General features: G+C 59.2%; 25 protein-coding genes. 4 read left to right on the forward strand and 21 right to left on the reverse strand.

What is annotated here, in order from left to right:
• Positions 1-92 precede the first annotated feature (92 nt).
• Positions 93-1,313: a beta-ketoacyl-ACP synthase I gene (gene fabB / locus AB3U87_RS14255; RefSeq protein WP_125288293.1), complete on the reverse strand. Its 1,221-nt coding sequence runs from the start codon at positions 1,311-1,313 to the stop codon at positions 93-95.
• Between the two features lie 157 nt (positions 1,314-1,470).
• Between fabB and mnmC the strand changes: the two genes are divergently transcribed.
• Positions 1,471-3,480, forward strand: coding sequence for a bifunctional tRNA (5-methylaminomethyl-2-thiouridine)(34)-methyltransferase MnmC2/FAD-dependent 5-carboxymethylaminomethyl-2-thiouridine(34) oxidoreductase MnmC1 (gene mnmC / locus AB3U87_RS14260; protein ID WP_394149461.1), 2,010 nt, complete (start codon positions 1,471-1,473; stop codon positions 3,478-3,480).
• Positions 3,481-3,675: 195 nt separating this feature from the next.
• Here mnmC and AB3U87_RS14265 read toward each other — a convergent pair whose 3' ends face one another.
• From AB3U87_RS14265 to prmB, 6 genes are all read right to left on the reverse strand, one after another.
• Entirely contained in the window at positions 3,676-3,957 is a 282-nt protein-coding gene (locus tag AB3U87_RS14265; RefSeq protein WP_125288295.1) for a YfcL family protein, read from the reverse strand.
• Between the two features lie 24 nt (positions 3,958-3,981).
• Positions 3,982-4,524, reverse strand: a complete 543-nt coding sequence (locus AB3U87_RS14270; RefSeq protein ID WP_253459693.1) for an elongation factor P hydroxylase — start codon at positions 4,522-4,524, stop codon at positions 3,982-3,984.
• 50 nt (positions 4,525-4,574) lie between these two features.
• Positions 4,575-5,378 (reverse strand): sulfite exporter TauE/SafE family protein, encoded by an 804-nt coding sequence (locus AB3U87_RS14275; protein ID WP_301730514.1) that lies wholly within the window; start codon positions 5,376-5,378, stop codon positions 4,575-4,577.
• Positions 5,379-5,387: 9 nt separating this feature from the next.
• The gene (gene mepA, locus AB3U87_RS14280) at positions 5,388-6,209 is read right to left on the reverse strand and encodes a penicillin-insensitive murein endopeptidase (protein WP_394149463.1); all 822 of its coding nucleotides are present in this window, start codon (positions 6,207-6,209) and stop codon (positions 5,388-5,390) included.
• A gap of 5 nt (positions 6,210-6,214) precedes the next feature.
• Positions 6,215-7,300, reverse strand: a complete 1,086-nt coding sequence (aroC, locus tag AB3U87_RS14285; RefSeq protein ID WP_253459687.1) for a chorismate synthase — start codon at positions 7,298-7,300, stop codon at positions 6,215-6,217.
• Positions 7,301-7,435: 135 nt separating this feature from the next.
• Positions 7,436-8,368, reverse strand: a complete 933-nt coding sequence (gene prmB / locus AB3U87_RS14290; protein ID WP_253459685.1) for a 50S ribosomal protein L3 N(5)-glutamine methyltransferase — start codon at positions 8,366-8,368, stop codon at positions 7,436-7,438.
• 172 nt (positions 8,369-8,540) lie between these two features.
• On the opposite strand from prmB, the gene smrB reads away from it, so the two are divergent.
• Positions 8,541-9,092, forward strand: coding sequence for an endonuclease SmrB (gene smrB, locus AB3U87_RS14295; protein WP_125288301.1), 552 nt, complete (start codon positions 8,541-8,543; stop codon positions 9,090-9,092).
• Positions 9,093-9,189: 97 nt separating this feature from the next.
• Here smrB and sixA read toward each other — a convergent pair whose 3' ends face one another.
• From sixA to AB3U87_RS14315, 4 genes are all read right to left on the reverse strand, one after another.
• On the reverse strand, positions 9,190-9,672 hold the full coding sequence (gene sixA, locus AB3U87_RS14300) for a phosphohistidine phosphatase SixA (RefSeq protein ID WP_125288302.1): 483 nt from the start codon (positions 9,670-9,672) through the stop codon (positions 9,190-9,192).
• Between the two features lie 170 nt (positions 9,673-9,842).
• Positions 9,843-11,996, reverse strand: coding sequence for a fatty acid oxidation complex subunit alpha FadJ (gene fadJ, locus AB3U87_RS14305; protein WP_253459683.1), 2,154 nt, complete (start codon positions 11,994-11,996; stop codon positions 9,843-9,845).
• Positions 11,996-13,306, reverse strand: a complete 1,311-nt coding sequence (fadI, locus tag AB3U87_RS14310; RefSeq protein ID WP_394149477.1) for an acetyl-CoA C-acyltransferase FadI — start codon at positions 13,304-13,306, stop codon at positions 11,996-11,998. The genes fadJ and fadI overlap by 1 nt, the downstream gene beginning before the upstream one ends.
• A gap of 193 nt (positions 13,307-13,499) precedes the next feature.
• Positions 13,500-13,796, reverse strand: coding sequence for a YfcZ/YiiS family protein (locus AB3U87_RS14315; RefSeq protein WP_253459680.1), 297 nt, complete (start codon positions 13,794-13,796; stop codon positions 13,500-13,502).
• A gap of 369 nt (positions 13,797-14,165) precedes the next feature.
• Here AB3U87_RS14315 and fadL point away from each other — a divergent pair, with 369 nt between their 5' ends.
• Positions 14,166-15,452, forward strand: coding sequence for a long-chain fatty acid transporter FadL (gene fadL, locus AB3U87_RS14320; protein WP_253459678.1), 1,287 nt, complete (start codon positions 14,166-14,168; stop codon positions 15,450-15,452).
• Between the two features lie 59 nt (positions 15,453-15,511).
• On the opposite strand, the gene mlaA is transcribed toward fadL, so the two are convergent.
• Genes mlaA through ccmA form a run of 10 tightly spaced genes read right to left on the reverse strand, consistent with a single transcriptional unit; the run spans position 15,512 to position 23,187 of the window.
• On the reverse strand, positions 15,512-16,273 hold the full coding sequence (gene mlaA / locus AB3U87_RS14325) for a phospholipid-binding lipoprotein MlaA (RefSeq protein WP_253459676.1): 762 nt from the start codon (positions 16,271-16,273) through the stop codon (positions 15,512-15,514).
• Between the two features lie 27 nt (positions 16,274-16,300).
• On the reverse strand, positions 16,301-17,512 hold the full coding sequence (ccmI, locus tag AB3U87_RS14330; RefSeq protein WP_253459674.1) for a c-type cytochrome biogenesis protein CcmI: 1,212 nt from the start codon (positions 17,510-17,512) through the stop codon (positions 16,301-16,303).
• Complete coding sequence (locus AB3U87_RS14335; RefSeq protein WP_394149468.1) at positions 17,509-17,961, reverse strand: cytochrome c-type biogenesis protein; 453 nt, start codon at positions 17,959-17,961, stop codon at positions 17,509-17,511. The genes ccmI and AB3U87_RS14335 overlap by 4 nt, the downstream gene beginning before the upstream one ends.
• Positions 17,958-18,512 (reverse strand): DsbE family thiol:disulfide interchange protein, encoded by a 555-nt coding sequence (locus AB3U87_RS14340; protein ID WP_253459670.1) that lies wholly within the window; start codon positions 18,510-18,512, stop codon positions 17,958-17,960. The genes AB3U87_RS14335 and AB3U87_RS14340 overlap by 4 nt, the downstream gene beginning before the upstream one ends.
• Positions 18,509-20,455, reverse strand: coding sequence for a heme lyase CcmF/NrfE family subunit (locus AB3U87_RS14345; protein ID WP_301251961.1), 1,947 nt, complete (start codon positions 20,453-20,455; stop codon positions 18,509-18,511). The genes AB3U87_RS14340 and AB3U87_RS14345 overlap by 4 nt, the downstream gene beginning before the upstream one ends.
• Positions 20,452-20,916, reverse strand: a complete 465-nt coding sequence (ccmE, locus tag AB3U87_RS14350) for a cytochrome c maturation protein CcmE (RefSeq protein ID WP_253459666.1) — start codon at positions 20,914-20,916, stop codon at positions 20,452-20,454. Before ccmE ends, AB3U87_RS14345 begins: the two co-directional genes overlap by 4 nt.
• Entirely contained in the window at positions 20,913-21,128 is a 216-nt protein-coding gene (gene ccmD / locus AB3U87_RS14355; RefSeq protein ID WP_301251963.1) for a heme exporter protein CcmD, read from the reverse strand. Before ccmD ends, ccmE begins: the two co-directional genes overlap by 4 nt.
• On the reverse strand, positions 21,125-21,865 hold the full coding sequence (locus AB3U87_RS14360) for a heme ABC transporter permease (RefSeq protein ID WP_253459661.1): 741 nt from the start codon (positions 21,863-21,865) through the stop codon (positions 21,125-21,127). Before AB3U87_RS14360 ends, ccmD begins: the two co-directional genes overlap by 4 nt.
• A 45-nt stretch (positions 21,866-21,910) precedes the next feature.
• A complete protein-coding gene (gene ccmB, locus AB3U87_RS14365) occupies positions 21,911-22,570 on the reverse strand; it encodes a heme exporter protein CcmB (RefSeq protein WP_253461261.1) in 660 nt (219 codons plus the stop codon).
• Entirely contained in the window at positions 22,570-23,187 is a 618-nt protein-coding gene (ccmA, locus tag AB3U87_RS14370) for a cytochrome c biogenesis heme-transporting ATPase CcmA (RefSeq protein WP_394149472.1), read from the reverse strand. Before ccmA ends, ccmB begins: the two co-directional genes overlap by 1 nt.
• Positions 23,188-23,428: 241 nt before the next feature.
• On the opposite strand from ccmA, the gene AB3U87_RS14375 reads away from it, so the two are divergent.
• The gene (locus AB3U87_RS14375; protein ID WP_370734329.1) at positions 23,429-24,340 is read left to right on the forward strand and encodes a formate/nitrite transporter family protein; all 912 of its coding nucleotides are present in this window, start codon (positions 23,429-23,431) and stop codon (positions 24,338-24,340) included.
• Positions 24,341-24,810: the final 470 nt, after the last annotated feature.

Consider the following 24,810-nt stretch of genomic DNA (forward strand, 5'->3'; position numbering starts at 1 on the left):
TCCCTGGCGAGGCTTATCTTATACATCGGCATACTGCGGCCATAAAAAAAGGATGCCCTTGCGGAGCATCCTTTTTTGAAATTGCTTACTGATTACAGCTTGCGCATCACCAGCGTGGCGTTGGTGCCGCCGAAGCCGAAGCTGTTGGACATCACGGTAGTCAGCTGCTGCTCGGTTGGTTTGGTCACGATGTTCAGACCTTCCGCCGCCGGATCCAGCTCTTCAATGTTGATGCTTGGCGCGATAAAGCCGTGCTCCAGCATCAGCAGCGAGTAAATAGCTTCCTGCACGCCCGCCGCACCCAGAGAGTGGCCGGTCATGGCTTTGGTGGCCGACATCGCCGGCGTGTTGTCGCCGAAGACTTCGCGGATGGCGCCCAGCTCTTTCACATCGCCTACCGGCGTAGAGGTGCCGTGCGTGTTCAGGTAGTCAATTGGCGTATCCAGGCCGTGCATAGCCAGACGCATACAGCGTGCTGCGCCCTCGCCTGATGGCGCTACCATGTCTGCGCCGTCGGAGGTGGCGCCGTAGCCAACCACTTCTGCGTAGATGTGCGCGCCGCGAGCCAGCGCGTGCTCCAGCTCTTCCACAACAACCATGCCGCCGCCGCCTGCGATAACAAAGCCGTCGCGGCTGTTGTCATAGGTACGGGACGCTTTTTCCGGCGTTTCGTTATATTTGGTGGACAGCGCGCCCATCGCATCGAACTCGCAGGACATTTCCCAGCACAGCTCTTCGCCGCCGCCTGCAAATACCACATCCTGTTTGCCCAGCTGGATCTGCTCAACGGCGTTGCCGATGCAGTGTGCCGAGGTCGCGCAGGCGGAGCTGATGGAGTAGTTTACGCCGTGGATTTTGAACGGGGTCGCCAGGCAAGCGGAAACGCCGGACGCCATCGCTTTGGTCACCATATAAGGGCCGACGCCGCGCAGGCCTTTGGCGCGCATTCCGTCAACGCTGGCTACCTGGTTGATCGGCGAGCCGCCGCCGGAACCGGCCACCAGACCCACGCGCGGGTTGTTCTGGTATTGTTCAACGGTCAAACCGGAATCTTTTACCGCTTCCAGCATAGAAATATAGGCATAAATGGACGCATCACTCATAAAACGCAGGGTTTTGCGATCGATGAGGCTGGAGATTTCGTCTTTATCGAGTTTGACGTTGCCCCAGACGTGACTACGCATACCGGAATCTTTCAGCTCCTGAGAGAAGGTAATGCCGGAGCGGCCTTCACGCAGGGATGCAAGGACTTCCTGTTGGTTATTACCAATGCTGGAAACGATACCCAGGCCAGTAATCACTGCACGTTTCATTCAATACCTCGTTAACTACTTATATTAGGATTCGACACGCACTTTAGCGTACAGTTGTAAGCCGAACAAGTCCAACCAGCGCCTGATTTTTGTAAATTTGCGTAGGCGCACCCCCAGAGTTACAATCGCCGCACCGCGAGATAACTGAGCTTTTGCCGTGAACAGCGCCCCAATAGAGTATGCAGAACTAAGCTGGAATGAACAGGGTACACCTGTATCCCGAACCTTTGGCGACGTCTATTTTTCCGACGCAAACGGCCTGGAGGAAACGCGTCACGTGTTTCTTGGCGGCAACGGCTTGCCCGACCGTTTTGCGCACCATTCTCGCGACCTGTTTATCACGGCGGAAACCGGTTTTGGCACCGGCCTGAATTTTTTAACGCTCTGGCAGGCTTTCGAGCGCTTTTGCGCCGAGCAGCCGCAGGCTCGTTTGCAGCGCCTGCACTTTATCAGCTGTGAAAAGTATCCGCTCAGCGTCAACGATCTCGCCAGCGCGCATCAAAGCTGGCCTGAACTGGCAGCATACGCACGCGCGCTGCGCGAACAGTGGCCAGCCGCCCTGCCCGGCTGTCACCGGCTGCTGCTGGCCGAGGGTCGCGTCACGCTCGATCTCTGGTTCGGCGATATTAACCAGCTGATCCCGACCTTCGATGACAGCCTCAATCATCAGGTCGACGCCTGGTTTCTGGATGGCTTTGCGCCGTCGAAAAATCCTGACATGTGGACGCCGGCACTGTTCGCCTGCATGGCGAAAATGGCGCGTCCCGGCGGCACGCTGGCCACCTTTACCTCGGCTGGCTTTGTGCGGCGCGGATTGCAGGAGGCGGGTTTTACCGTCGGCAAGCGTAAAGGCTTCGGCCCCAAACGGGAAATGCTGGCGGGCGTGCTGGAGAACGCTATCGACGCGCCAGCCGAAGCGCCGTGGTATCACCGTCCGGCGGCGGAAGGCGACGACATTGCGGTAATCGGCGGCGGCGTGGCCAGCGCGCTGCTGGCGCTGGCGCTGCTGCGTCGCGGTAAAAAAGTCACGCTCTACAGCGCCGACGGCGAACCGGCCCGGGGCGCTTCCGGCAACCGTCAGGGCGCGCTTTATCCGCTGCTGAACCATCACGATCCGGCGCTGGCGCGCTTTTTTCCGGCCGCATTTACCTTTGCCCGTCGTGTTTACGATAGCCTGCCGGTCGCGTTCGATCACGAGTGGTGTGGCGTTACCCAGCTGGGCTGGGATGAAAAAAGCGCGGACAAAATCACTAAAATGCTGACCATGCAGCTGCCGGAAACCATCGCTCGCGGTGTGGACAGGCAGGAAGCCGAAGCGCTGTGCGGGGTGGAAACCGGCTTTGGCGGCATTACCTATCCGGCTGGCGGCTGGCTCTCGCCCGCCCAGCTGACGCCTGCGCTGTTTGCGCTGGCGCAGCAGCGGGGGCTGATTACGCGCTGGCATCACAGGCTGACCGCACTGACCGCAACACCGACGGGCTGGCAGCTCGATTTTGCCGATCGGCCCGCGCAGACTCACCGCAACGTGGTGCTGGCGACCGGCCACGCGCTGACCGCGCTGCCGCAGAGTGAAAAGCTGCCCGCCTATGCCGTCAGCGGCCAGGTCAGCCATATCCCGACTACGCCCGCACTGGGCCAGCTTAAACAGGTTTTATGCTACGACGGCTATCTGACGCCGGTTAATCCGCATAATCAGCAGCACTGTATCGGCGCAAGCTATCATCGCGCCGACAGCGCTACCGCCTATCGCGAAGAAGATCAGCAGGAAAACCGCGAGCGGCTGCTCCGCTGTCTGCCGGAGGCGGAATGGCCTCGCGAAGTGGACGTTAGCGCAGGCAGCGCCCGCAACGGCGTGCGCTGCGCCACCCGCGATCATCTGCCGATGATTGGCCCGCTGCCGGACTATCAGCAAACGCTGGCGCAATACGCAGATCTGGCGCAAAACAAAGCCACGGCGCAACCGGCGCCCCTCTGGCGCGGCCTGTTTGTGCTGGGCGCGTTAGGCTCCAGGGGATTATGCAGCGCGCCGCTGGCGGCAGAAGCGCTGGCGGCGGAGCTGTGCGGCGAACCGATCCCGCTGGACAGGCAGACGCTGGCGGCCACCCATCCTAATCGCTACTGGGTGCGCAAGCTGCTGAAAGGTAAAGCGGTGAAGGCGGCAAGCTAAAAGCCGCTGCCGCCCCGTAGGGCAGACAGGAAACCGGAGACGTCGCGTAGAGCAGACAGGAAATTGGGGATGCCGCTCAGGCCAGACTGGTAGCCGGAGACGCCGCCCAGGGCAGACTGGAAACCGGAGACGCCGGACGCATCAGGCCGCTAAAATCACGGCGGCCTTGCTTGTTGCCGACGGCGCCGTCAGGGATCAGGAGGGATGGCGCGCCTGCAGGAACAAATTATCCCACATGCCCAGCACCAGCGCCTGGTCGCGCGGCGAAAGCTCACCGGCGTGGATCGCCGTCTCCAGGCTGTTCAGCACCTGGATTTGCAGCGCTTCCGGCGTGTGCTCGCCCGACTGCTCAATTTCGGCCACGGCCAGCGTCAGATGCCCGCGCAGATAGCCGCTGGCGAACAGCTCGTCATCGCTGGCGCTCTCCACCATGTTATCGATCAGGGCCAGGATACGCGCTTCAAATTCATCAATCATACAATTCCTTATTTACCATGCTGGTCAGAGATCTTCCGGCCAGGGAAACTGCGCTGCGGTCAGCGGCGGCGTTGAGTAGTAGCGACCCAGTTCGGTGATAAAACGGGCTGGCCGTGACGGAATTCCCTTTTCCAGATGAGCCATTACCTGCGCGTGTACCTTGCGCTGGAACGCAATGCGGTCCGGCTCGAAATCGCCATTGAGATTGTCACAACTTACGTTGAAGGGAAAGCCCGCCGCTACACAAAACAGCCATTCCAGCGCCTGCGGCCTGACCTCCACCGCTTCAAACTGGCCTTGCGTCATGGCGTCGCGGCCGTCGGGACAATACCAGTAGCCGAAATCCACCAGCTTGCGCCGCTCGGCTCCGGCGATACACCAGTGGGAGATTTCATGCAGCGCGCTGGCGTAATAGCCGTGGGCGAACACCACGCGGTGATAGCTGACTTCCTCATCGGCGGGCAGGTAGATGGGTTCGTCATCGCCCTTCACCAGGCGGGTCTGAAAATCGTCAAAAAAACAGCGGTCGAAAATCTCGATCAGCTGCGAATAGTCGTGAGTACGCATTGTTCTCTTCTGCAAAAATTTCACGTCTTGCGACGCGTCAACATTAAGATTCAGCTAAACAGATGGTGAAACCAGGCGGCGATCTCTGCGCCGTGGCTGTCGTAGAGCAGCTTAGCGCTCATGACAATGGAAACGGTGACCACCATCGGGCGGATCAGCTGCTGCCCCCGGCTCAGCACCAGCCGTGCGCCGAGCCGTGCGCCGCAAATGGCGCCGAGCAGCATAATCAGGCCGGTGCCCCACACCACTTTGCCGCCGAAAATAAAAAACAGCAGGCCGCCCAGGTTAGAGGTCAAATTCAGCACCTTGGCATGCGCGGTAGATTTCGCCAGGTTAAAACCGCAAAGCGTGACGAAGGCCAGCGCATAGAAGGAGCCAGCGCCCGGCCCGAAAAAGCCGTCATAAAAGCCGACGCAGCCGCCCGCCACCAGCGCAAACGGCAGGCCGTGCAGGCGACGATGGCGATCTTCTTCGCCGATCTTAGGCATCAGCAGAAAATAGAGGCCTATCGAGATAATCAGCAGCGGCAGCACCTGGCGCAGCAGCCCCGGCTGAATGTGTTGGATCAGCATCGCGCCGAGAATCGAGCCGATAAACGCCATCAGGATATTCAGCCGCTGCGCTTTAAGATCCACCGCCTTGCGCCGGATAAAATAGAGGCTGGCGGAAAAAGAGCCGCCGACGGACTGAAGCTTGTTGGTCGCCAGCGCCTGCGCCGGAGAAAGCCCGGCCGCCAGCAGCGCCGGAACAGTCAGCAGCCCGCCGCCGCCGGCGATAGAATCGATAAAAGCGGCCAGCACGGCGATGCAAAACAGTAGCCCAAGCAGCAGCGGGCTGACGGCAAACCATTCCATTTTTTCTTCCTAAAGCTGATGGTTATCCAGAAGCGCCTGACAGGAAGGCGGCAACGGCGGCGGCTCGCGTTTTATCGGCGCGCCGGAAGGTTTTGGCGGCGCGAACCAGCTTGCCAGCTCTGCGCCACAGCCATCCCCTGGCGGCGGCGCGGGCTGATCCTGGCACTCCAGGCTGTCCGTAGGACAACGCAGGCGCACGTGCATATGCGCCCGATGGCCGAACCATGGGCGTACCTTGCGCAGCCAGTCGCGATCGCTGCCCGCATCGGCGCAGAGCTGTTTTTTAATCGCCGGATTCACAAAGATACGCGTGACGTCGTCATCTTTTGCCGCCAGCTTGATCAGGCTGTCGATCTGCGGCTGCCAGTGGCGCGCCACCACGTTTTTCCCGTCTGCCGCCACCAGATCCAGCGGCTGCGGCTTCAGCAGCATTTGTGAGCTCCAGCGCGTCTGCGGTAACTGCAGCCAGATATCAACATCCAGCCCGGTCTGGTGGCTGGCGTGGCCGCTGCTGAAGCGACCGCCCGCCGCCATGCCCATATCCCCAATCAGCACCTCGCCCAGCTGCAAATTATGCACCTGAGCGCCCAGCCGCTGAATAAACAGGATCAGATCGGGATGACCATAAAAGCGACGCTGGTCCTGACGCATCACCTGATAGGTCGGATCGTTAAGCGGCAGCGCCTGCGCGCCGACGATACAGCCGTTGGCGAAAGAGCCGATAGCGTGCGGCGCGCCGTTTATTGGCTGCCGGATCGATTGCCAGGGCGTAGCCGCCAGCGTGGAAGCGCTGAGCAGCAGGCCGCAAAGCGCGAACAGCGTCTTTTTCATGGTGATTACCAGCGTGGAATGTTCGTCTGCACGTCCGCATTCTGTCCGCGATGACGCAGTAAATGATCCATCAGCACGATCGCCATCATGGCTTCCGCGATCGGCACGGCGCGGATCCCTACGCAGGGATCGTGACGGCCTTTGGTGATCATTTCCGTTTCTTCGCCCGTGCGGGTAATGGTTTTGCCCGGCACGGTAATGCTGGACGTTGGCTTCATCGCCAGCGTCGCCAGGATCGGCTGGCCGCTGCTGATGCCGCCCAGAATGCCGCCCGCGTGGTTGCTCTGAAAGCCGCCCGCGCGAATTTCATCACGATGTTCGCTGCCGCGCTGGTTGACCACGGCAAAGCCGTCGCCGATTTCCACGCCTTTCACCGCGTTAATGCTCATCAGCGCATGCGCCAGATCCGCGTCCAGACGATCGAAAACCGGCTCGCCCAGGCCAACCGGCACGTTCTCCGCCATTACGGAGACTTTAGCGCCGATAGAATCGCCCTCTTTCTTCAGCGCGCGCATCAGCTCGTCCAGCGCCTCGATTTTTGACGGATCCGGGCAGAAGAACGGGTTCTGTTCCACCTGATCCCAGTCCTTCAGCTCGCAGGCCACGTCGCCAATCTGCGCCAGATAGCCGCGCACCTTCACGCCGTGCTTCAGGGCGAGGTATTTTTTGGCGATAGCGCCCGCCGCCACACGCATAGCGGTTTCACGCGCGGAAGAGCGCCCGCCGCCGCGATAGTCGCGCAGGCCGTACTTTTGTTCATAGGTATAGTCGGCGTGGCCGGGACGGAAGACGTCTTTGATGGCGCCGTAATCCTGCGAGCGCTGGTCGGTATTTTCAATCAGCAGGCCGATGCTGGTGCCGGTGGTGACGCCTTCAAACACGCCGGAGAGGATTTTGACCTGGTCCGGCTCGCGGCGCTGGGTGGTGTAGCGTGAGGTGCCGGGACGGCGGCGATCCAGATCGTGCTGCAAATCGGCTTCCGTCAGGGGGATGCCGGGCGGCACGCCGTCGACAATACAGCCCAGCGCCAGCCCGTGCGATTCACCAAAGGTGGTGACGCGGAAAACCTGTCCAATCGTATTACCAGCCATGAAGTCCTCTGAACTTTTCAGGAGGCCATCCCGTTTGCCGCTTCCGTTCCGGCCAGCGCGAAATCCGTGCACAGGCTACGGTTTCCGCGCTGATCGGAGCAAAACCGCCTGCGCCGGGGATGCCTGTGATGTTTTTTAGTCTTTATAAATGCCGAAATGATGTTGCGCAGCAACAATTTGCTCGCGGGTCAGCATAAATACGCCGTCGCCGCCGTTGGCGAATTCCAGCCAGGTGAACGGCACGTCGGGATACTGTTCGATCATATGCACCATGCTGTTGCCCACTTCGCAGACCAGCACGCCTTCTTCGCTCAGGTAGTCCGGCGCACAGGCCAGAATGCGGCGCGCCAGCTTCAGGCCGTCGCGCCCGGCGGCCAGCCCCAGCTCCGGCTCGTGCTGATATTCCTCCGGCAGATCGCCCATATCCTCTTCATCCACGTAGGGCGGATTGGTGACGATCAGATCGTAAGGGGTCTTTGGCAGATCGCGGAACAGATCGGAGCGGATCGGCGTCACGTTATGATCCATACCGTGCGCGGTGATATTCTGCTCGGCCACGGCCAGCGCGTCCGCAGAAATATCTACGGCGTCCACTTCCGCTTCCGGGAAGGCATAGGCGCAGGCGATGGCAATGCAGCCGCTGCCGGTGCACATATCCAGAATATGGCTGGGTTCATGCGCGATAATGCCGGCGAAGCGGTCATTGATCAGTTCGCCGACCGGCGAGCGCGGCACCAGCACGCGTTCATCCACGTAAAACTCGTGGCCGCAGAACCAGGCTTTGTTGGTCAGATAGGCGACGGGAAGACGCTCGTTGATGCGGCGAATAACGCGCTCGACAATGCGGTGACGCTCGCTGGAAGTCAGGCGCGCGGTACGCATATCTTCCGGGATATCCAGCGGCAGATACAGCGTGGGCAGCACCAGCTGAACGGCTTCGTCCCAGGGGTTATCGGTGCCGTGGCCGTACCAGATCTCCGCGGCGGCAAACCGACTCACCGTCCAGCGCAGCATATCCTGGATGGTATGCAGCTCACTGACTGCCTCATCAACGAAAATTTTGTCCAAAGTGCCCTCCACAGGCCAAACTCAACTCGGCAGCTAGTTTGCCATGAAGCTGACGAGAATCCAGCGCGCAGGCGTGAAAAAACTGACATTTGTTTATTTGCAGGGATTAGACAGGGTAAACTGATGGGATTATTGTTAAAAATCCCGCCGCCGCGTGCCGCCTGAGGATCAGATGAGTAAAAAACAGCCCCTGAGCGCCGAAGATGAAGCGCTGTTCCGTGGATTAATGACCGGCACGCGTAAGCTGGCTCAGGACACGATAGTGCATAAGCCATTGCGGAAAACATTCTCGCAGGTGCCGCAAAAGCGCCTGCTGTCCGAGCAGATAGACAACAGCCACTATTTTTCCGATGAGTTTCAGCCTCTGCTGTCCGCTGAAGGGCCGGTGCGCTACGTCAGAAGCGACGTCAGCCATTACGAGCTGAAGAAGCTCAGGCGAGGCGACTATACGCCGGAGATTTTTCTGGATTTGCACGGGCTGACGCAGAAACAGGCAAAAGAGGAGTTGGGCGCGCTGATAGCCGCCTGCCGCCGCGAGCATATCTTTTGCGCCAGCGTAATGCACGGTCACGGCAAGCACGTACTCAAGCAGCAGACGCCGCTGTGGCTGGCGCAGCATCCTATGGTGATGGCCTTTCATCAGGCGCCGAAAATGTTTGGCGGCGATGCCGCTTTGCTGGTGCTGATTGAAGTAGAAGAGTGGCAGCCGCCGGAGCTGCCTTAGTCAGGCCGCCTCCCGGCGAACAGCGTTGGGGCTGGCCGCTTTATCTTACGACGCGACGCCAGCCACGAAGCAGGCCGGTTCAACCGGCCCGGTGCCATCACATCGCTTTTGCCAGCCGTCCAGGGCTGACCTGCCATTCCAGCTTGCCGCAGCCGCTTTCGTCGTTCAGCGTGACGCTGGCGATGGCGGAAGTGGCGAACATCGGCGGCGTTTCCTGCGGGCAAAGCTCGGACACCAGATAGCCCACCAGAGGCAGATGGGAAATCACCAGCACCGCTTTGACGCCTTCCTTCGCCAACGCCTGAAGATAGCAGGCCACCAGCGCCGGATCGCCGCCCGGCGTCAGCTCCGGCAGCACTTCCTGCTCCACGGGCAGGATCAGCGCTTCACGTACCGTAGAGAGCGTCTGCTCAGCTCGCAAATAGGGACTGACCAACACCCGATCGATATCCACTTTCTGACCGTTGAGCCAGCCTGCCATCTGCCGCGACTCGTCGCAGCCGCAGTGGGTCAAAGGCCTTACCGCATCACTGGCTGCATCCAGTGCCGCATCGCCGTGACGCATAATGAAAACTTGCATATTGCACCGCTGTTATTAAACATAAACGCCGGAAAATCAGGTTTTCCGACTCTTCACTCTGTGAATGAACGCTGTGTTGTACCCTAATGCCAGAAGGCAAGTCAACCGATTGTTTACTAAATAACCGCCTGTTGACAAACGGTTATCAGCACCTTTCAGAAGCGTCCGATCTAACCCGTTGAAACAGGCTGGGTATTCGCCTTACCTGTAGTTTTGTAAAAGGTTTCTCCCGTTTGCGCCATTTTTTGCAGGCGTTCGCAGGGGGTAAAACGCGCGCCGCAGGTGCGGGAAAGCTGTTCCAGCTGCGCCACTATCTGCCCCGCGCCCAGCGCGTCCATATAGCGGAACGGGCCGCCGGTAAACGGCGGAAAACCTATCCCGAACACCGCGCCAATATCACCGTCGCGCGCGCAGCGAATCACGTTTTCATCAAAGGCTCTCGCCGCTTCATTCAGCAACATCATTACGCAGCGTCGCGCGATAAGCTCTTTGCTCAGGTGCGCTTTTGGATGAACGTTCAGTAATTTATAAATTGTCGCATCGGGCCGTTTTTTGCCGCCCCCTTTCTTGCCGTAGCGATAAAATCCCCGCCCGTTTTTGCGTCCCTTGCGGTTATCGTTCAGGACGGCGTCCAGCGCGGGCGGCGCCTGAAAGCGTTCGCCCCAGGCTGCGGCCAGCACCGGCAGGATATGGGCACCTGTATCGATGCCGACCTCATCCAATAGCTGGATCGGCCCGACGGGAAAGCCGAAGTCCGCCAGCGCCTCATCAATGTTTTCTATCGGCTCGCCTTCCAGCAGGCAGCGCAGCGCCTCGTTGATGCAGGGCGTCAGAATACGGTTAACGTAAAACCCGGCGCTGTCCGCCACCACTATCGGCGTTTTACCCTGCAATTTCGCCAGCTTTACCGTGGTAGCGAGGGTTTGCTCGCTGGTCTGCGCGTGGGGGATAACCTCCACCAGCGGCATTTTGTCGACCGGGCTGAAATAGTGCAGCCCGATAACATTCTCCGGGCGGCGGGCGTGCGCGGCGATATCGCTAATCGGCAGCGAGGAAGTATTGGAGGCGAAAATCGTGTCGGGCGACGCGTTGGCCTCCACTTCCGCCACCATTTTCTGCTTCAAAAAAAGGTCTTCAAATACCGCTTCGATCACCAGGTCACGACGCCGAAATCCCTGATAGTCCAGGCCGCCGCTAATCAGGGCCATTTGCCGCTGGCGCTGACCCGGCGTCAGCTGGCGGCGCGCGATCTTTTTCTCCAGCAGATCCCAGCTATATTTCAGCGCATGCGTAATCCCTTCCGGCCGCACATCTTTGATGCGCACCGGCAGATTTCCCCGACAGGCGGTGACGTAAGCAATGCCGCCGCCCATCAGTCCACCGCCCAGCACCGCAACGGATTTCACCTCTTGCGGCGCCGCCTGTGCCCCGCTCTCTTTCTTTATTTCCGTGGTCGCAAAGAACAGGCCGCGCAGCGCGATGGATTCCGGCGACATCGCCAGCTCGCCGAACGCTTTAGCCTCGGCGGCGTAACCGGCGCTACGGCCCTGCTGCAGGCCGGTACGCACCACCGAAAGAATTTTGCGCGTGGCCGGATAGTTACCGCGCGTTTTCGCTTCCGCCCGTCTGGTCGCCATCTTAAAGAGCAACGCGCGTCCCATGGGCGCGTTAAGCATCCGCTCGCTCAATGGCAGCACGCGGCGCGGCTGTCGGCCTCTGAGCACCATGTCCACCGCCGTTTCCAGCAGAATTGTCTGCGGCACAGCCTCTTCCACCAGGCCCAGCTTTAACGCCTGCTTTGCACGCAGCGTTTTGCCGGTCAGCATCAGATCCAGCGCGTGAGAGGCGCCAATCAGCCTGGGCAGCCGCTGCGTGCCGCCGGAGCCGGGCAAAAGGCCCAGCTGCACTTCCGGCAGGCCCAGCCGCGTTTTCTCGTCCAGCGTGCAGACGCGCTGGTGGCAGGCCAGCGCCAACTCCAGCCCGCCGCCCAGACAGGCGCCGTGAATGGCGGCCACCGCCGGAAAAGGCAAGGCGGCGATCTCTGCCATGACCTTTTGCCCCTGTCGCGCCAGCGCAGCCGCCTCTTCTGCCGAGCGGCAGGCAGCAATCATGGTGATATCCGCGCCCGCGATAAAACTGTCCGGCTTGCCGGAGATAAAAACCAGGCCAGCCAGCTCCGGCTGACGACGCGCCTGCGCAATCACTTCCCGGATCTGCCCGACGAATTCTGCCTTTAGCGTATTGAGCTTTTCACCCGGCACATCGAAAGTAATGACGCCCACGTTGTCGGCACGCAGGCTGAATGTAAATGCGGATGCCGTCATTATTCCGCCTCCAGAACCATAGCCGCACCAAGACCGCCAGCGGCGCAGGCCGTGACCAGCCCCAGGCCGCCGCCGCGACGCCGTAGCTCGTGCAGCGTCTGGGTGATCATGCGTGCGCCGGTCGCGGCAAAAGGATGTCCATAGGCGATAGAGCCGCCCAGCACGTTAAATTTTTCTTCGTCCACCTCGCCCAGCGCATGAGGCCGGTTCAGGACTTCACGAGCGAACCGCTCATCGGCGAACATCTTGAGGTTGGCCAGCGTCTGGGCCGCAAATGCCTCGTGCATATCAATAAGCGTTAAATCCTTCAGGGTAATGCCTGCTCTGTCGAGCGCCAGCGGCGATGCCCAGGCCGGGCCAAGCAGCATATCCTCCTGCACGCCGATGGCGGTGAAGGCGTAGCTGCGCAGATAGCCCAGCGGCGTAATGCCCAGCTCTCTGGCGCGCGCTTCCGTCATCAGTACTACCGCTGCCGCGCCGTCGGTCAGCGGCGTGCTGTTAGCCGCCGTTACCGTACCGTGTTTACGGTCGAAAGCGGGACGTAGCCGGGCATAATCTTTCAGGCTGGAATGCAGACGCACGTTGTTATCCTGCTGTAAAGGGCTGCGCCACGGCGGCACCCAGGCCGTCATTACCTCCTGCGCCAGCCTGTTCTCTTCCCAGGCCTTTGCCGCACGCAGGTGCGAACGATGCGCCAGCGCGTCCTGCTGCTCGCGCGTGATGCCGTAGCTTTTCGCCATCTGTTCTGCGGTATCGCCCATGCGCAGGCCGGTGGAATATTCCGCTACGGCAGGCGGCACGGGCAGCAAGTCGCGCGGGCGAAGCTGGCTGAGCAGCCGTAATTTTTGCACCAGAGAGCGGGTTTTACTGAGGTCCACCAGCACGCGGCCCAGCTGTTTGCTGACGCCGATAGGCAAGACGGAAGCGGAGTCCGCGCCGCCTGCAATACCGGCCTGAATGGTGCCGGCCAGCAGGCTTTCGGCCACGTTAGCGACGGCCTGGAAACTGGTGGCGCAGGCGCGGCTTACGCTATAGGCGTCGGTATGTACGCTTAAGGAAGTGCCGAGGACGATTTCGCGCGCGATATTCGGCGCTTCGGGCATCTGGATCACCTGGCCAAACACCAGCTGTTCAATAACGTCGGGCGGGATATCGCTGCGTACCAGCAGTTCGCTGACCACCATTCGCCCCAGCTCAATAGCCGGTATAGCCTGAAGTGCCGTGGCCTGGCGAGCAAAAGGGGTGCGTAAACCGTGCGTTATCGCTATGCGTTGACCCTGACGCGTCAGCAAAGGGAGCGCTTTCATTATTCACCTGTAAAAATCAGCGGCATCACTGCCAAAAGAGGTCAGACCTGTTTATTGTTAACCAGATTTTTACATTTTGCATAATGTGGAAAAGAAAAGTGCGAGGGAAACCACGGTTTTGGGAACCATGAGTGGGCGTAGCCCACTCATTTTTTTAAGAATGCCGGGCCAGGCCCGGCGGTTCCGCGTTGAACAATTAGCGCAGCGCCAGCTGAAAGATCATCGTTTCTGCCTGGCAACTAAAAGTAAAATCTGCATCCAGCTGCACGCCGTCCGGCTTCTCTTCGAAACGGCCGACGATATCGCAAGGTTCGGATTCCACCTGGCGCGCCTTGCCGATAAGCTCCTGCAGGGCGGCTTCAGCCTGCTGGCGATTTTCGTACAGGTGACGCCAGCTGGCTGTGCAGTCGGTGTTATCCATGATAGTACCGACATCCACACAGCAACAGGCGGCGGTTTCGTTGGCGCTACATTTATTGATGGCGTGGGTCATAAGATCCTCCGGTTAGCGGCCGCTCGGGGCGGACTTAAGGTCATAATGCTTTTATTCTACGCCTGCCCTTTTTTTCTGTCCGGTGATTCAGTGAATAAGCGTCATCCGGTAATGAAAATCAAAGATAAATTTGATCTGAAACAGGCTAGACTCAACGCCGCCTGTTGTGACTCGCAGGTTTTTGTTAAGCAGATCGCTTTTTATTGATCAATTTAGAAATATTTATAAAACAATATTGCAACAACTACAGGGGCCAGACCTATACTGGGGCCACTGGTCTGATTAGTTAGCCGTCTTTCAGCCCCTCTGTAGCGTCCTGCCGTTGCCTGCGTAACGGTATTAATAAAATCAGATAAAGAGGTTGTGGTCATGAACCATAAAAACCTGTTTGCGAAGTCTGCTCTTGCAGCCGCAGTGGCCATTGTTTCTTCCCATGCTTTTGCAGCCGGCTTTCAACTTCATGAATTTTCCTCTGCCGGATTAGGTCGTGCCTATTCTGGCGAAGGCGCAATGGGCGATACCGCCGCTTCCGCCAGCCGTAACCCGGCGACCATGGCGTTGATGGATCGTCCAATGTTTTCGGCAGGCGCGGTTTTTATCGATCCGGGCGTCAGTATTGACGGCACCAGCAGCCTGTCCGGCCAGAGTCTGAACGCGGACAATATCGCGCCCACGCAGTGGGTGCCCAATCTCCATTACGTGCAGCCGCTAAACGACCAGTGGTGGCTGGGCGCGTCCGCGACCGCTAATTATGGACTGGCGACGGAATTTAATAATGATTACGCCGCCGGGCCGTATGCCGGTAAAACGGATCTGCAAACCGTTAACTTTAACTTAAGCACCGCTTATAGACTGAATCAGCATTTCAGCTTTGGCGTCGGCTTTGATGCCGTCTATGCGCGCGCGAAGATTGAACGTTACGCAGGCGAAGCGGGCCGCGCGCTGGGCTTTCCAACCGATACGCAAATTGCGCACCTGAAGGGCGATGAGTGGGGCTACGGCTGGAACGCGGGCATCCTGTACGAAGTGGATGAGGATAACCGCTTCGGCTTTACTTACCGTTCCGAGGTTAAAGTCGATTTCGACGGCGACTATAAAAGCAGCATTCCGGGCGCTATCAACCCGCTTAATCAGGCGCTTAACCTGGGCCTGCCCTATGGCACCAGCGGATCGACCATTCCCGGCGCGCTGACGCTAAACCTGCCGGAAATGTGGGAAGTCTCGGGCTACCATAAAGTTGCCCCGCAGTGGGCCGTACACTACAGCCTGACCTATACCAGCTGGAGCCAGTTCCAGGAGTTGAAGGCCACCGGCAGCGGCGGTCAGACGCTGTTCTATAAGGAAGAGAGCTATAAGGATGCTTACCGCCTCGCGCTGGGCACGTCCTACTTCTACGATGATAACTGGACGTTTCGCGCCGGTATCGCGTTTGATGACAGCCCGGTACCTGCCGATCAGCGCTCCATCTCTATTCCCGATCAGGATCGCCTGTGGCTAAGCACCGGCGCGTCCTACGCCTTTAATCAGGATGCGTCCGTGGACGTGGGGCTTTCTTATATGCACGGCCAGCACGTCACGGTAGAGGAAGGCCCCTATACTTTCCGTTCCACCGGCAAAGCCTGGCTTTACGGCGCTAACTTTAACTACAAGTTCTGAGGCTTAAGCCAATAAAAAAGGCCCGATTCGGGCCTTTTTTGCAAACAGCATGCGGCAAATCAGTTGGCGTCGATATCGTCCAAATCGCCCTGAATGGCGGCGGCGTTCGGGTTTTCCTGCGGGATCAGCTTGCCGTCGCTGGCAAGGAAATCGTGGCGCTGGAAATAGGCCGCGCGGACAAAGGCATAGGGATCTTTGCTGTTGTGCAGAATAGCGTCGGAATCCAGCAGCTGCGCGCGCGTTTCCACGCCTTCCAGCGCCCACTTACCGGCGGTCATCCACCAGGTCAGCCAGCTCAGCGGCGCATAAAGATCGTCAACCATGCCGCCCACGTCTTCACGCGGCGTAAAGCTGCCGTAGCCCGGCAATTCAACATAGGTGCCATAACCCACGCCATAGTTGCCCAGCGTGCTGCCGAAACGGCGCGGCTCTTCCTTCGCCAGCGTCGGGTTGGCCATGCCGGCCACGTCGATAAAGCCGCCCAGACCCAGAATGGTATTCAGGAAGAAGCGGTTAAAGTGGATCATCGCTTTATAGGGCTTGCCCTCAATAAAGTAGTTCACCATGGTAGACGGCTCGCTCAGGTTGCCGAGAAAGTTGCTCAGGCCGCTGCGCGCGGGCACCGGCACGTAATCGCGCCAGGCGACGGCGACGGGACGAACAACATAGGGATCCAGCACGTTGTAATTAAAGTCGAACATCGTGCGGTTGAACCCTTCCAGGGGATCGGAGCGCCCCTGGGGTTCATCCGCCGTCTGCGAACTGGCGCAGCCAATCAGCAGTACGCTGGCCAACGCCACGCCCATCACGCGGTAGTTCATCTCTCTCTCCCTGTTAAATCAAGCCGACTACGGCTGCTGTTGGTTAATCTCAACGGCCAGCTGTTGATGACCATCGAAAGGCGTGACCGCGCTGGCACCGAACCAGTCGCCGGCCTGCGGATTGGCGCTGCCGTCTCGCGAGATGCGCACGCGCACCTGAACCTGATGCTGCGCCGAGAGCAGACGCTCCGGCATCATGGCGTTGCTGTCATCCAGCGTCAGCGAGAGCGGGAAATGGCTCAACGGCACTCTTTTCACCGCCACCGGCACTTTCGCCACGCCGTCGGAAACAGAAATATAGAGCACGCCGCCTTCGGGCAGCTGCTTTTCCGCGCCGGCGGCCAGCGTCACGGTCAGCGCCAGGCGGCTGGTTTGTCCGCCGGACTCGGTTTTAGCCTGCTCGATGCTGCGGCGGATCGCCGCCACCCGCTTATCGTCGGCCGGTAACAATTGTAACATCTTTTGCCAGACCGCTGTGGCCTGCGCGTAACGCTGCTGGCTAAAAGCATTAAATGCCAACAGGCTGAGCAGGCGAATATTGTCGCCGTCGCTTTTCACCATCTCGTTGAGCATAGCCGTTGCCTGGCGATTATCCTGCGGATCCTGCGAGCGCGTCAGGGCATCGGCGTAGCTTAGCTTTACTTCCGGATCCGTGGGAGCAAGCTGCATGGCGCGGCGAAAAGCCTGGGTTGCCGTAGCGGCGTTGTTCAGCACCATGCCGATACGGCCCAGCATCAGCCAGTCGCTTACGTTGCGCGGATCCTGTTGCAGCGAGGTGCGGATCCCCAGCCCAAGCCGGGCCAGCTGTTCCATTGTCAGCGGCTTTGCCTGCGGATCCATCAGCTGCGCCCGCAGCGTGGGCAGTTCGTTATTGACCTGCTGCCAGGCAAGCACCTGCGCAAAGCCGCCGGTTTTGAAATAGACGCCCAGGCTGACGACCACCAGAATCACCACGCCGGGCAACAAGACCCAGCGGCTGAGCGCGCGCTCGTGGGTTGGCGCTTCCTGAGGAATGTCCAGCAGCAGCGTCTGCTGTAGCTCGCGGATCATCTCCGCGCGCTCTGCCACGACGCCCTGCGCTTCGTCCTGCTCCAGCTCCTGAAGGCGCTGATGGTAAAAAGTTTTGTTCAGCGTGTCACGGTCTGTCGCCAGCGCCGCGCGCTTGCGGCCTCCGGCGATCAGCAGCAGCGTACTGGCGGCCACCAGTAAAGCCAGAACGGTGAGCCAGAATTCACTCATGGTTGCTTCCTGTTATTTAACAGCGCGTCAAGCCGCGCCTGCTGCTCCGCATCCAGCCCGGAACCGGTGCGTTTTCTGCTGCGTAGTACCATCACCACCGCGCCCGCGACTACAAACAGCACGGGGCCAGCCCACAGGATCAGCGTGGAGGCCATCACCGGGGGATCGTAAGTGACGAAATTACCGTAGCGCGCCACCATCCAGGCTTTGACCTGCTCCGGCGTCTGGCCGCTTTGCAGCAGCTGATAAACCTTCAGCCGCATATCGGCGGCAATCATCGCGTTTGAATCCGCAATGCTGTTGTTCTGGCATTTGGGGCAGCGCAGCGATTCCGTCAGATGCCGGTACTGCTGCTCCTGGGTTACCGATGAGAATCGGTAGGTGTCTATGTTGTCCGCCAGTACGCCGAAAGAGAAGATCAGTGCGGCGAGAAGTAAAACGCGTTTCATTGGCCTGCTTCCTTGCTGTATTTATCCCACAATGGCTTTACTTCGCTGTTCCATACCCGGTCGTTCATATCCCCGGCGTGGCGATAGCGAATAATCCCTTTGCCATCGATTAAAAAGGTTTCAGGCGCGCCGTAGACGCCCAAATCAAGCCCCAGCATACCGTCGCCATCGTAGAGACTCAACGCATAAGGATTACCCAGCGAGTTGAGCCAGTTAACGGCCTTGCTGCGATCGTCCTTGTAGTTCAGCCCCACGACGCGGATGCCCTGTACCGCCAGCGTATTGAGATACTGGTGTTCGGCGCGACAGGTAGGACACCAGGTCGCCCAGACGTTGAGCAGGATCGGTTTACCGTCATGCAGTACCGACTGGTCGTAGATTTTGCCGGGCCTGTCCAGCGATTCCAGCCGGAAAACCGGTACGGGCTTGCCTACCAGCGCCGATTCCAGCTTTGTCGGATCGTCGCCGTTGGCGTTGCGGGTGAGTTGCCACATCAGCGCGGCGGCCAGCAGCAGAAACAGCGCCAGCGGAATATAAAGGGTCTTTTTCATGCCGGCACCTTTTTACGCGAGCGATAGCGCGGATCGAGCAGGCATAATATGCCGCCGGCCGCCATAAACAGGCCACCGAACCAGATCCAGCGCACGAATGGTTTGTAATAGATACGCACCGCCCAGGAATTATCCTCCAGCTCTTCGCCCAGCGCCGCGTAGAGATCGCGCGTAAAGCCGCCGTCGATTGCCGCTTCGGTCATCATAGTGTGCGCCACGCTGTAGTAGCGCTTTTCGGCATGCAGCGTTGCTTCATGCTTGCCGTTGCGCGTTACGTCGATGATGCCCACGCCGCCGGTGTAGTTTGCGCCCTGTAGGTTACGCACATCGCGAAAGATAAAGTGATAGTTATGGATATCAACCGTATCGCCCGCACGCATACGGACATCGCGCTCCACGCTGTAGTTCTGGCTGAAAGCGATGCCGATAACGGTCACGGCGACGCCAAGATGCCCCAGCACCATGCCCCAGTGGCTGCGTGAAAGGTGACGCAGCCCGGTGAAAAAGCGATGGCGATGGGTAGCGCGCTCGTGCAGCTCCATCAGCGTCAGGAAGATAACCCACAGCGACATCAGCAGTCCCACTACCGTCATCGCTTCAATGCTGTCCTGCATCAGCCACGGCAGCAAAATGGACAACGCCAGCGTGGCAACCAGCGCCAGCGCCAGCCGCTTCCACAGCTTTTGCGGCTCGTCGCGACGCCAGCGCACCAGCGGCCCGATGCCCAACAGCAGCGCCAGCGGCGCCATCAGCCAGGTGAACAGCGTATTAAAGAAAGGTTCGCCGATAGAGATGCTGCCCAGGCCCAGCTGCTTGTGCACCAAAGGCAGCAGCGTGCCGAGCAGCACCACCAGCATGGCGGCAATCAGCAGAATATTGTTGCCCAGCAGGAAGGATTCGCGCGACCAAAGCTCGTTCTGTACGCGGCCGCGCACCTTGCTGCCTTTGATGGCGTACAGCAGCAGCGAACTGCCGATAACGATCACCAGAAAAGCCAGGATAAACATGCCGCGCGCCGGATCGGAGGCGAAAGAGTGCACCGAAATCAGCACGCCCGAACGCACCAGGAACGTCCCCAGCAGGCTGAGCGAAAACGCGGTGATAGCCAGCAGCACCGTCCAGGCCTTAAAGGTGCCGCGCTTTTCCGTTACCGCCAGCGAGTGGATCAGCGCCGTACCCGCCAGCCACGGCATAAAGGAGGCGTTTTCTACCGGATCCCAGAACCACCAGCCGCCCCAGCCAAGCTCGTAATAGGCCCATGCCGAGCCGAGCACGATACCGACGGTCAGAAAAACCCAGGCCGCCGTGGTCCAGGGACGCGACCAGCGCGCCCAGGCGGTATCCAGCCTGCCCGTCATCAGCGAGGCGATGGCAAAAGCGAAAGCCACGGAGAACCCGACGTAGCCCATATAAAGCAGCGGCGGATGGAAGATCAGGCCGATATCCTGCAGCATCGGGTTAAGATCGCTGCCGTCGATCGGGAAGTCAGGCAGCGTGCGGGTAAACGGGTTTGAGGTCAGCGTGATAAACAGCAAAAAGCCAAGATTGATCATGCCCATGACGGCCAGCACGCGGGCCACGGAATCCAGCGGCATCGCGCGGCTGAACAACGCGACCGCCAGCGTCCAGGTGCTGAGCAGCAGCAGCCACAGCAGCAGCGAACCTTCGTGCGCGCCCCAGGTCGCCGCAATACGGTAGTAGACCGGCAGCAGCGTGTTGGAGTTGGTGGCGACGTAAGCGACGCTGAAATCATTCACCACAAAGGCGTGCACCAGCACGATAAAAGCGGCGAGCACGCAGGCGAACAGCGCGTAGCTCAGCGGCCTGGCCAGGCCCATCAGCCGTCTGTCCTGACGGGAAGCGCCCCACAGGGGATAGACGCTCAGCAGCAGCGCCAGCGCCACGCCCAGTGCAAGCAGAAAACTGCCGATTTCCGGTATCATGGCTGGTTCACCGCAATCTTATGGTTCTTTTTCATTGCATCCTCAATTTCCGGCGGCGTGTATTTTTCATCATGCTTCGCCAGCACTTCTTTCGCTTCGATCAGGTTGCCCTGCTCCAGCACGCCCTGCGCGACCACGCCCTGCCCTTCCCGGAACAGATCCGGCAGGATGCCAAGATAGCTTACGCTGACCACACCGTTAGCGTCGTAGAGTTTAAAGGAAACCTGTAACGTGTTGGGATCGCGCTTGACGCTGCCGGGCATCACCATGCCGCCGACGCGCAGACGCTGGCCCGGCGTCGGTTTTTGCTGGCTTTCGCCTTTGCCGTTCAGGATTTCGCTGGGGGTGTAGAACAGATCGATATTCGAACGTAACGCATACATAACCAGTGCGGTTGCCAGCCCGAGTCCGGCCAGGATGGCAATCGCTACGAGCAGGCGATTTTTACGACGGGTATTCACGATGATGCTCCCTGCTTTTTCATTTTTGCCGCTTTGATGCGGCGTTCCCGCGACTCGCGCTGGCGAATGTCGGCCAACAGCCGCCGACGGCTAATGATGGTGTGCAGCACCAGCGCGCCCAGCGCCATCAGCGTGCAGGCGACGGCAAGCCAGACGTAAAAGGCGTAGCCGCCCATCGCCCAGAAGGCCTGCCAGGATGAGAAAGCCGTCATTGGCGCGCTCCTTTTTCCGCCACTTCCCTTACCCAGGGACGATGGCGCTCGCTCAACAGCAGCAAATTACGCAGACGCATCAGCGTCAGCGAGATAAACAGCAGCCAGAAGCCCGCAATAGCCCAACGTAAAGGCGTGCGCATGGAAGGCGCTATCGCCTGCTGGAAGACGCCGGAAGAGCCCTGATGCAGCGTATTCCACCACTGCACCGAATAGTGGATTATCGGCAGGTTTACCACGCCCACCAGGACAAGGATGCCAGCCGCCCGGCCCGCCATACGGCGATCGTCAAAGGCGTTATAAAGCGCGATTACGCCCATATAGAGGAACAGCAGCACCAGTTCCGAGGTCAGGCGCGCATCCCAGATCCACCAGGTTCCCCACATCGGCTTCCCCCAGGCGGAGCCGGTGACCAGCGCGATAAAGGTGAACACCGCGCCGACGGGCGCCATCGCCGCAGCGGCAAGATCGGCCGTTTTCCACTGCCAGACCAGGCCGGTGAACGCGGCGATCGCCATGGCGGCGTAGATACCCATTGACCACATCGCGGCGGGAACATGAATATAAATGATGCGATAGCTGTCGCCCTGCTGATAGTCGGACGGCGCAAAACCAAATCCCCATATCCAGCCGGTGGCTAACGTAACCGTCGCGGCAACTGCAAACCAAGGCAGCAGGCGACCACATAACTGGTAAAGCCTGTCGGGCTTCCCTGACTGATGTAACCATTTCCACATTGTTAATTGCTCATCTAAAAAGAAACGCGTTTCTGTCTGTTATTGTTAGTGTACGCTAACCCGCAGTGCCGCAGCCGTAGCGAAAGGCGCCAGTGTTGCGCTGGCGACCAGCATCGCGCCGAGGATGGCCAGCTGGCCGTTTATCGCCAGGCCCATTCCCGCAGCGTCAATGGCCGCCGAGGCGAAAATCAGTACCGGCACCGCCAGCGGCAGCACCAGCAGGCTCAGTAAAACGCCGCCGCGTCGCAGCCCGACCGTTAATCCTACGCCTATCGCGCCCAGGAAACTTAACGTCGGGGTGCCCAACAGCAGAGAAAGCGCCATCGCACGCCAGGTGGCGAAATCCAGCGACAGCAGCAGCGCCACCAGCGGCGAAAGCAGCAGCAGCGGCAGGCCGGTCACCAGCCAGTGCGCGATCACTTTCCCCAATACCGTTATCGGCAGCGGCGTCGGCAACAGCAGCAGCTGTTCCAGCGAACCATCGATAAAATCATCGCGAAACAGCCTTTCCAGCGCCAGCAGCGAAGAGAGCAGCGCCGCGACCCAGACAATGCCCGGCGCGATACGCGCTAATAGCTGCGGTTCGGGACCAATCCCCAGCGGAAACAGCGTAATAACGATCAGGAAAAACCACAGCGGATTAACCACTTCCGCGCCGCTACGAAAAGCCACGCGCAGCTCCCGCATAATAATGCGTCCGATCATCATCCCGCCTCCGTGACGGAAAGCCGAATTTTGCGCACGCGCTGCGCCGATCCCGGCAGCTCCTGATGGGTGGTCAGGATCACTGAACCGCCATTATCGGCATGACGGGCAAACAGCGCCATCAGCTTTGTCACGCCTGATTTATCTATAGCGGTCAGCGGCTCATCAAGGATCCACAGCGGGGAACGGCTCAGCCAGAGCCTGGCCAGCGCAACGCGACGCTGCTGTCCCGCGGAAAGCTGCGCGACAGGCACCTCTTCATATCCCGCCAGGTCGACCTCTTCCAGCGCCTGCCACAGTTTTTCTTCCGGCTCCAGCGCATGAAAAAATTGCAGATTTTCCCGTGCGGTCAGCACCGCTTTCACGCCGGGATGATGCCCCAGATAGAGTAACGCGCGGTGCCAGACCTCTCGCTGTTTGCGCACAGGCTGCTGCTGCCAAAGCACCTCGCCCTGCTCAGCCCGGCTTAAGCCCGCCAGAATGCGCAGCAGCGAGGTTTTTCCCGCGCCGTTGGCGCCTTCTATTTGAACGATATCGCCTGCGGAAACGGTAAAACTGAGTTCGCTGAACAGCATACGTTCATCACGAACGCAGGTCAGATTGTGGGCCTGGAGCATCAGGTGGCATCGCGCTTGTTAATAGTGCGTGAAATAGTACCACAGCTGATAATGGTATCGCAGCCTGCGCGGTATCACTGGATGCTTAAGTTGCCGCTATTATGCCCTGTGCAGGCCGCTTAATGGCGAAAAATGCCGCTTCGTTAAATCCTTGTTACGTTTATTCTGAAACGCAGTTACATTTCAGCAACGCTAAAACCCGCTACGCTTAGGCGGAGTGTCGATTACGGGAGCAGGAAGAATGAAAGAAGATAATGTGGAAGTCGAGAGTGAAGAACGTGAAGGAGAAGAGATAGAGGTGGATGAGGAAGCGCTGCCCTCGCGTGCGGCGGCTATCCATGAGGAGATACGCCAGGACGGCGAGAAAGAGCTGGAGCGCGACGGCCTGGCGCTGCTGTTTTCGGCTATCGCTGCGGGGCTTTCTATGGGCGCCTCGCTGATGGCGAAAGGGATTTTTCAGGCGCATCTTGACGGCGTGCCCGGCGCTTTTCTGTTGGAAAATCTTGGCTACACCTTTGGTTTTATCATTGTCATTATGGCGCGCCAGCAGCTGTTTACAGAGAACACCGTGACCGCCGTACTGCCGGTTATGCACAAACCAACCGGTGGCAATCTGGTCCTGCTGCTGAGGCTGTGGGCCGTAGTGCTGTTCGGCAATTTGATCGGAACGGCGCTGGCTTCGCTGGCCTTTACCCATATGCCGATCTTTGACGATGCCACGCGGCAGGCTTTTGTGGCTATCAGCCAGAAAGTGATGGAAAACACGCCGGGCGAGATGTTCGCCAATGCGGTGATCTCCGGCTGGATTATCGCCACGATGGTCTGGATGTTTCCTTCCGCCGGCAACGCGAAAATTTGGGTAATTGTGCTGATGACCTGGCTGGTGGCGCTGGGCGACCTGGCGCATATCGTGGTGGGTTCGGTAGAAGTCCTTTATCTGGTCTTTAACGGTCTTATCAGCTGGCAGGAATTTTTATGGCCTTTTGCTCTTCCTACGCTGGCCGGCAATATTATCGGCGGCACCTTTATTTTTGCACTGATTAGCCACGCGCAGATCCGCAACGATATGAGCACCCGCGCTAAAGCGGAGGCGAAAGCGAAAGCCGAAGCGAAGAAAAAGCGTGATAAGAAAGAGAAGGCTGAAGAGGGTTAACCGGCTGGCGGCAAGCCGCTAAAGTTATCGCTAAGCGGCAGTCGTCTCATAGGGGGCGCTGCCGTTATCGGCGGGCAGTTCAGAAAAAGCATCCAGCTATGGGGCAGCTTTAGCTGAACAGCGCAAAAGTGTGCATATAGAAATTGCTGGCGAAAGCGACATAGGCCAGCCAGACCAGCATGATAAGACCGAGCGACAGTTTCAGGGACATAGCGACCTCTTTTATGGGCTAAACAAACGAGTAACCTTGCTTGAATTCGCTTTACATTAGTCCTCTGTCAGATCGCAGTTCTTGATCCAGCGCAACTATCTTCCACTAATCGGCTAACGGCTTCTTTGCTCAACCTTGTTCAGATCAACGTTAATCACTCAGCGGCCAGCTTAATCAGCTACTCAGCTACTCAGCTACTCAGCTACTCAGCTACTCAGCTACTCAGCTACTCAGCTACTCAGCTACTCAGCTACTCAGC

It is taken from the genome of Erwinia plantamica (assembly GCF_043420595.1).
GTDB classification, from domain to species: domain Bacteria; phylum Pseudomonadota; class Gammaproteobacteria; order Enterobacterales; family Enterobacteriaceae; genus Erwinia; species Erwinia aeris.

Coding starts and splice junctions, on each gene's coding strand:
- fabB (WP_125288293.1), bottom strand. CDS start 1,313: ATGAAACGTGCAGTGATTACTGGCCTGGGTATCGTTTCCAGCATTGGT.
- AB3U87_RS14265 (WP_125288295.1), bottom strand. CDS start 3,957: ATGATTGATGAATTTGAAGCGCGTATCCTGGCCCTGATCGATAACATG.
- AB3U87_RS14270 (WP_253459693.1), bottom strand. CDS start 4,524: ATGCGTACTCACGACTATTCGCAGCTGATCGAGATTTTCGACCGCTGT.
- AB3U87_RS14275 (WP_301730514.1), bottom strand. CDS start 5,378: ATGGAATGGTTTGCCGTCAGCCCGCTGCTGCTTGGGCTACTGTTTTGC.
- mepA (WP_394149463.1), bottom strand. CDS start 6,209: ATGAAAAAGACGCTGTTCGCGCTTTGCGGCCTGCTGCTCAGCGCTTCC.
- aroC (WP_253459687.1), bottom strand. CDS start 7,300: ATGGCTGGTAATACGATTGGACAGGTTTTCCGCGTCACCACCTTTGGT.
- smrB (WP_125288301.1), top strand. CDS start 8,541: ATGAGTAAAAAACAGCCCCTGAGCGCCGAAGATGAAGCGCTGTTCCGT.
- sixA (WP_125288302.1), bottom strand. CDS start 9,672: ATGCAAGTTTTCATTATGCGTCACGGCGATGCGGCACTGGATGCAGCC.
- fadJ (WP_253459683.1), bottom strand. CDS start 11,996: ATGACGGCATCCGCATTTACATTCAGCCTGCGTGCCGACAACGTGGGC.
- AB3U87_RS14315 (WP_253459680.1), bottom strand. CDS start 13,796: ATGACCCACGCCATCAATAAATGTAGCGCCAACGAAACCGCCGCCTGT.
- fadL (WP_253459678.1), top strand. CDS start 14,166: ATGAACCATAAAAACCTGTTTGCGAAGTCTGCTCTTGCAGCCGCAGTG.
- mlaA (WP_253459676.1), bottom strand. CDS start 16,273: ATGAACTACCGCGTGATGGGCGTGGCGTTGGCCAGCGTACTGCTGATT.
- ccmI (WP_253459674.1), bottom strand. CDS start 17,512: ATGAGTGAATTCTGGCTCACCGTTCTGGCTTTACTGGTGGCCGCCAGT.
- AB3U87_RS14335 (WP_394149468.1), bottom strand. CDS start 17,961: ATGAAACGCGTTTTACTTCTCGCCGCACTGATCTTCTCTTTCGGCGTA.
- AB3U87_RS14340 (WP_253459670.1), bottom strand. CDS start 18,512: ATGAAAAAGACCCTTTATATTCCGCTGGCGCTGTTTCTGCTGCTGGCC.
- AB3U87_RS14345 (WP_301251961.1), bottom strand. CDS start 20,455: ATGATACCGGAAATCGGCAGTTTTCTGCTTGCACTGGGCGTGGCGCTG.
- ccmD (WP_301251963.1), bottom strand. CDS start 21,128: ATGACGGCTTTCTCATCCTGGCAGGCCTTCTGGGCGATGGGCGGCTAC.
- AB3U87_RS14360 (WP_253459661.1), bottom strand. CDS start 21,865: ATGTGGAAATGGTTACATCAGTCAGGGAAGCCCGACAGGCTTTACCAG.
- ccmB (WP_253461261.1), bottom strand. CDS start 22,570: ATGATCGGACGCATTATTATGCGGGAGCTGCGCGTGGCTTTTCGTAGC.
- ccmA (WP_394149472.1), bottom strand. CDS start 23,187: ATGCTCCAGGCCCACAATCTGACCTGCGTTCGTGATGAACGTATGCTG.
- AB3U87_RS14375 (WP_370734329.1), top strand. CDS start 23,429: ATGAAAGAAGATAATGTGGAAGTCGAGAGTGAAGAACGTGAAGGAGAA.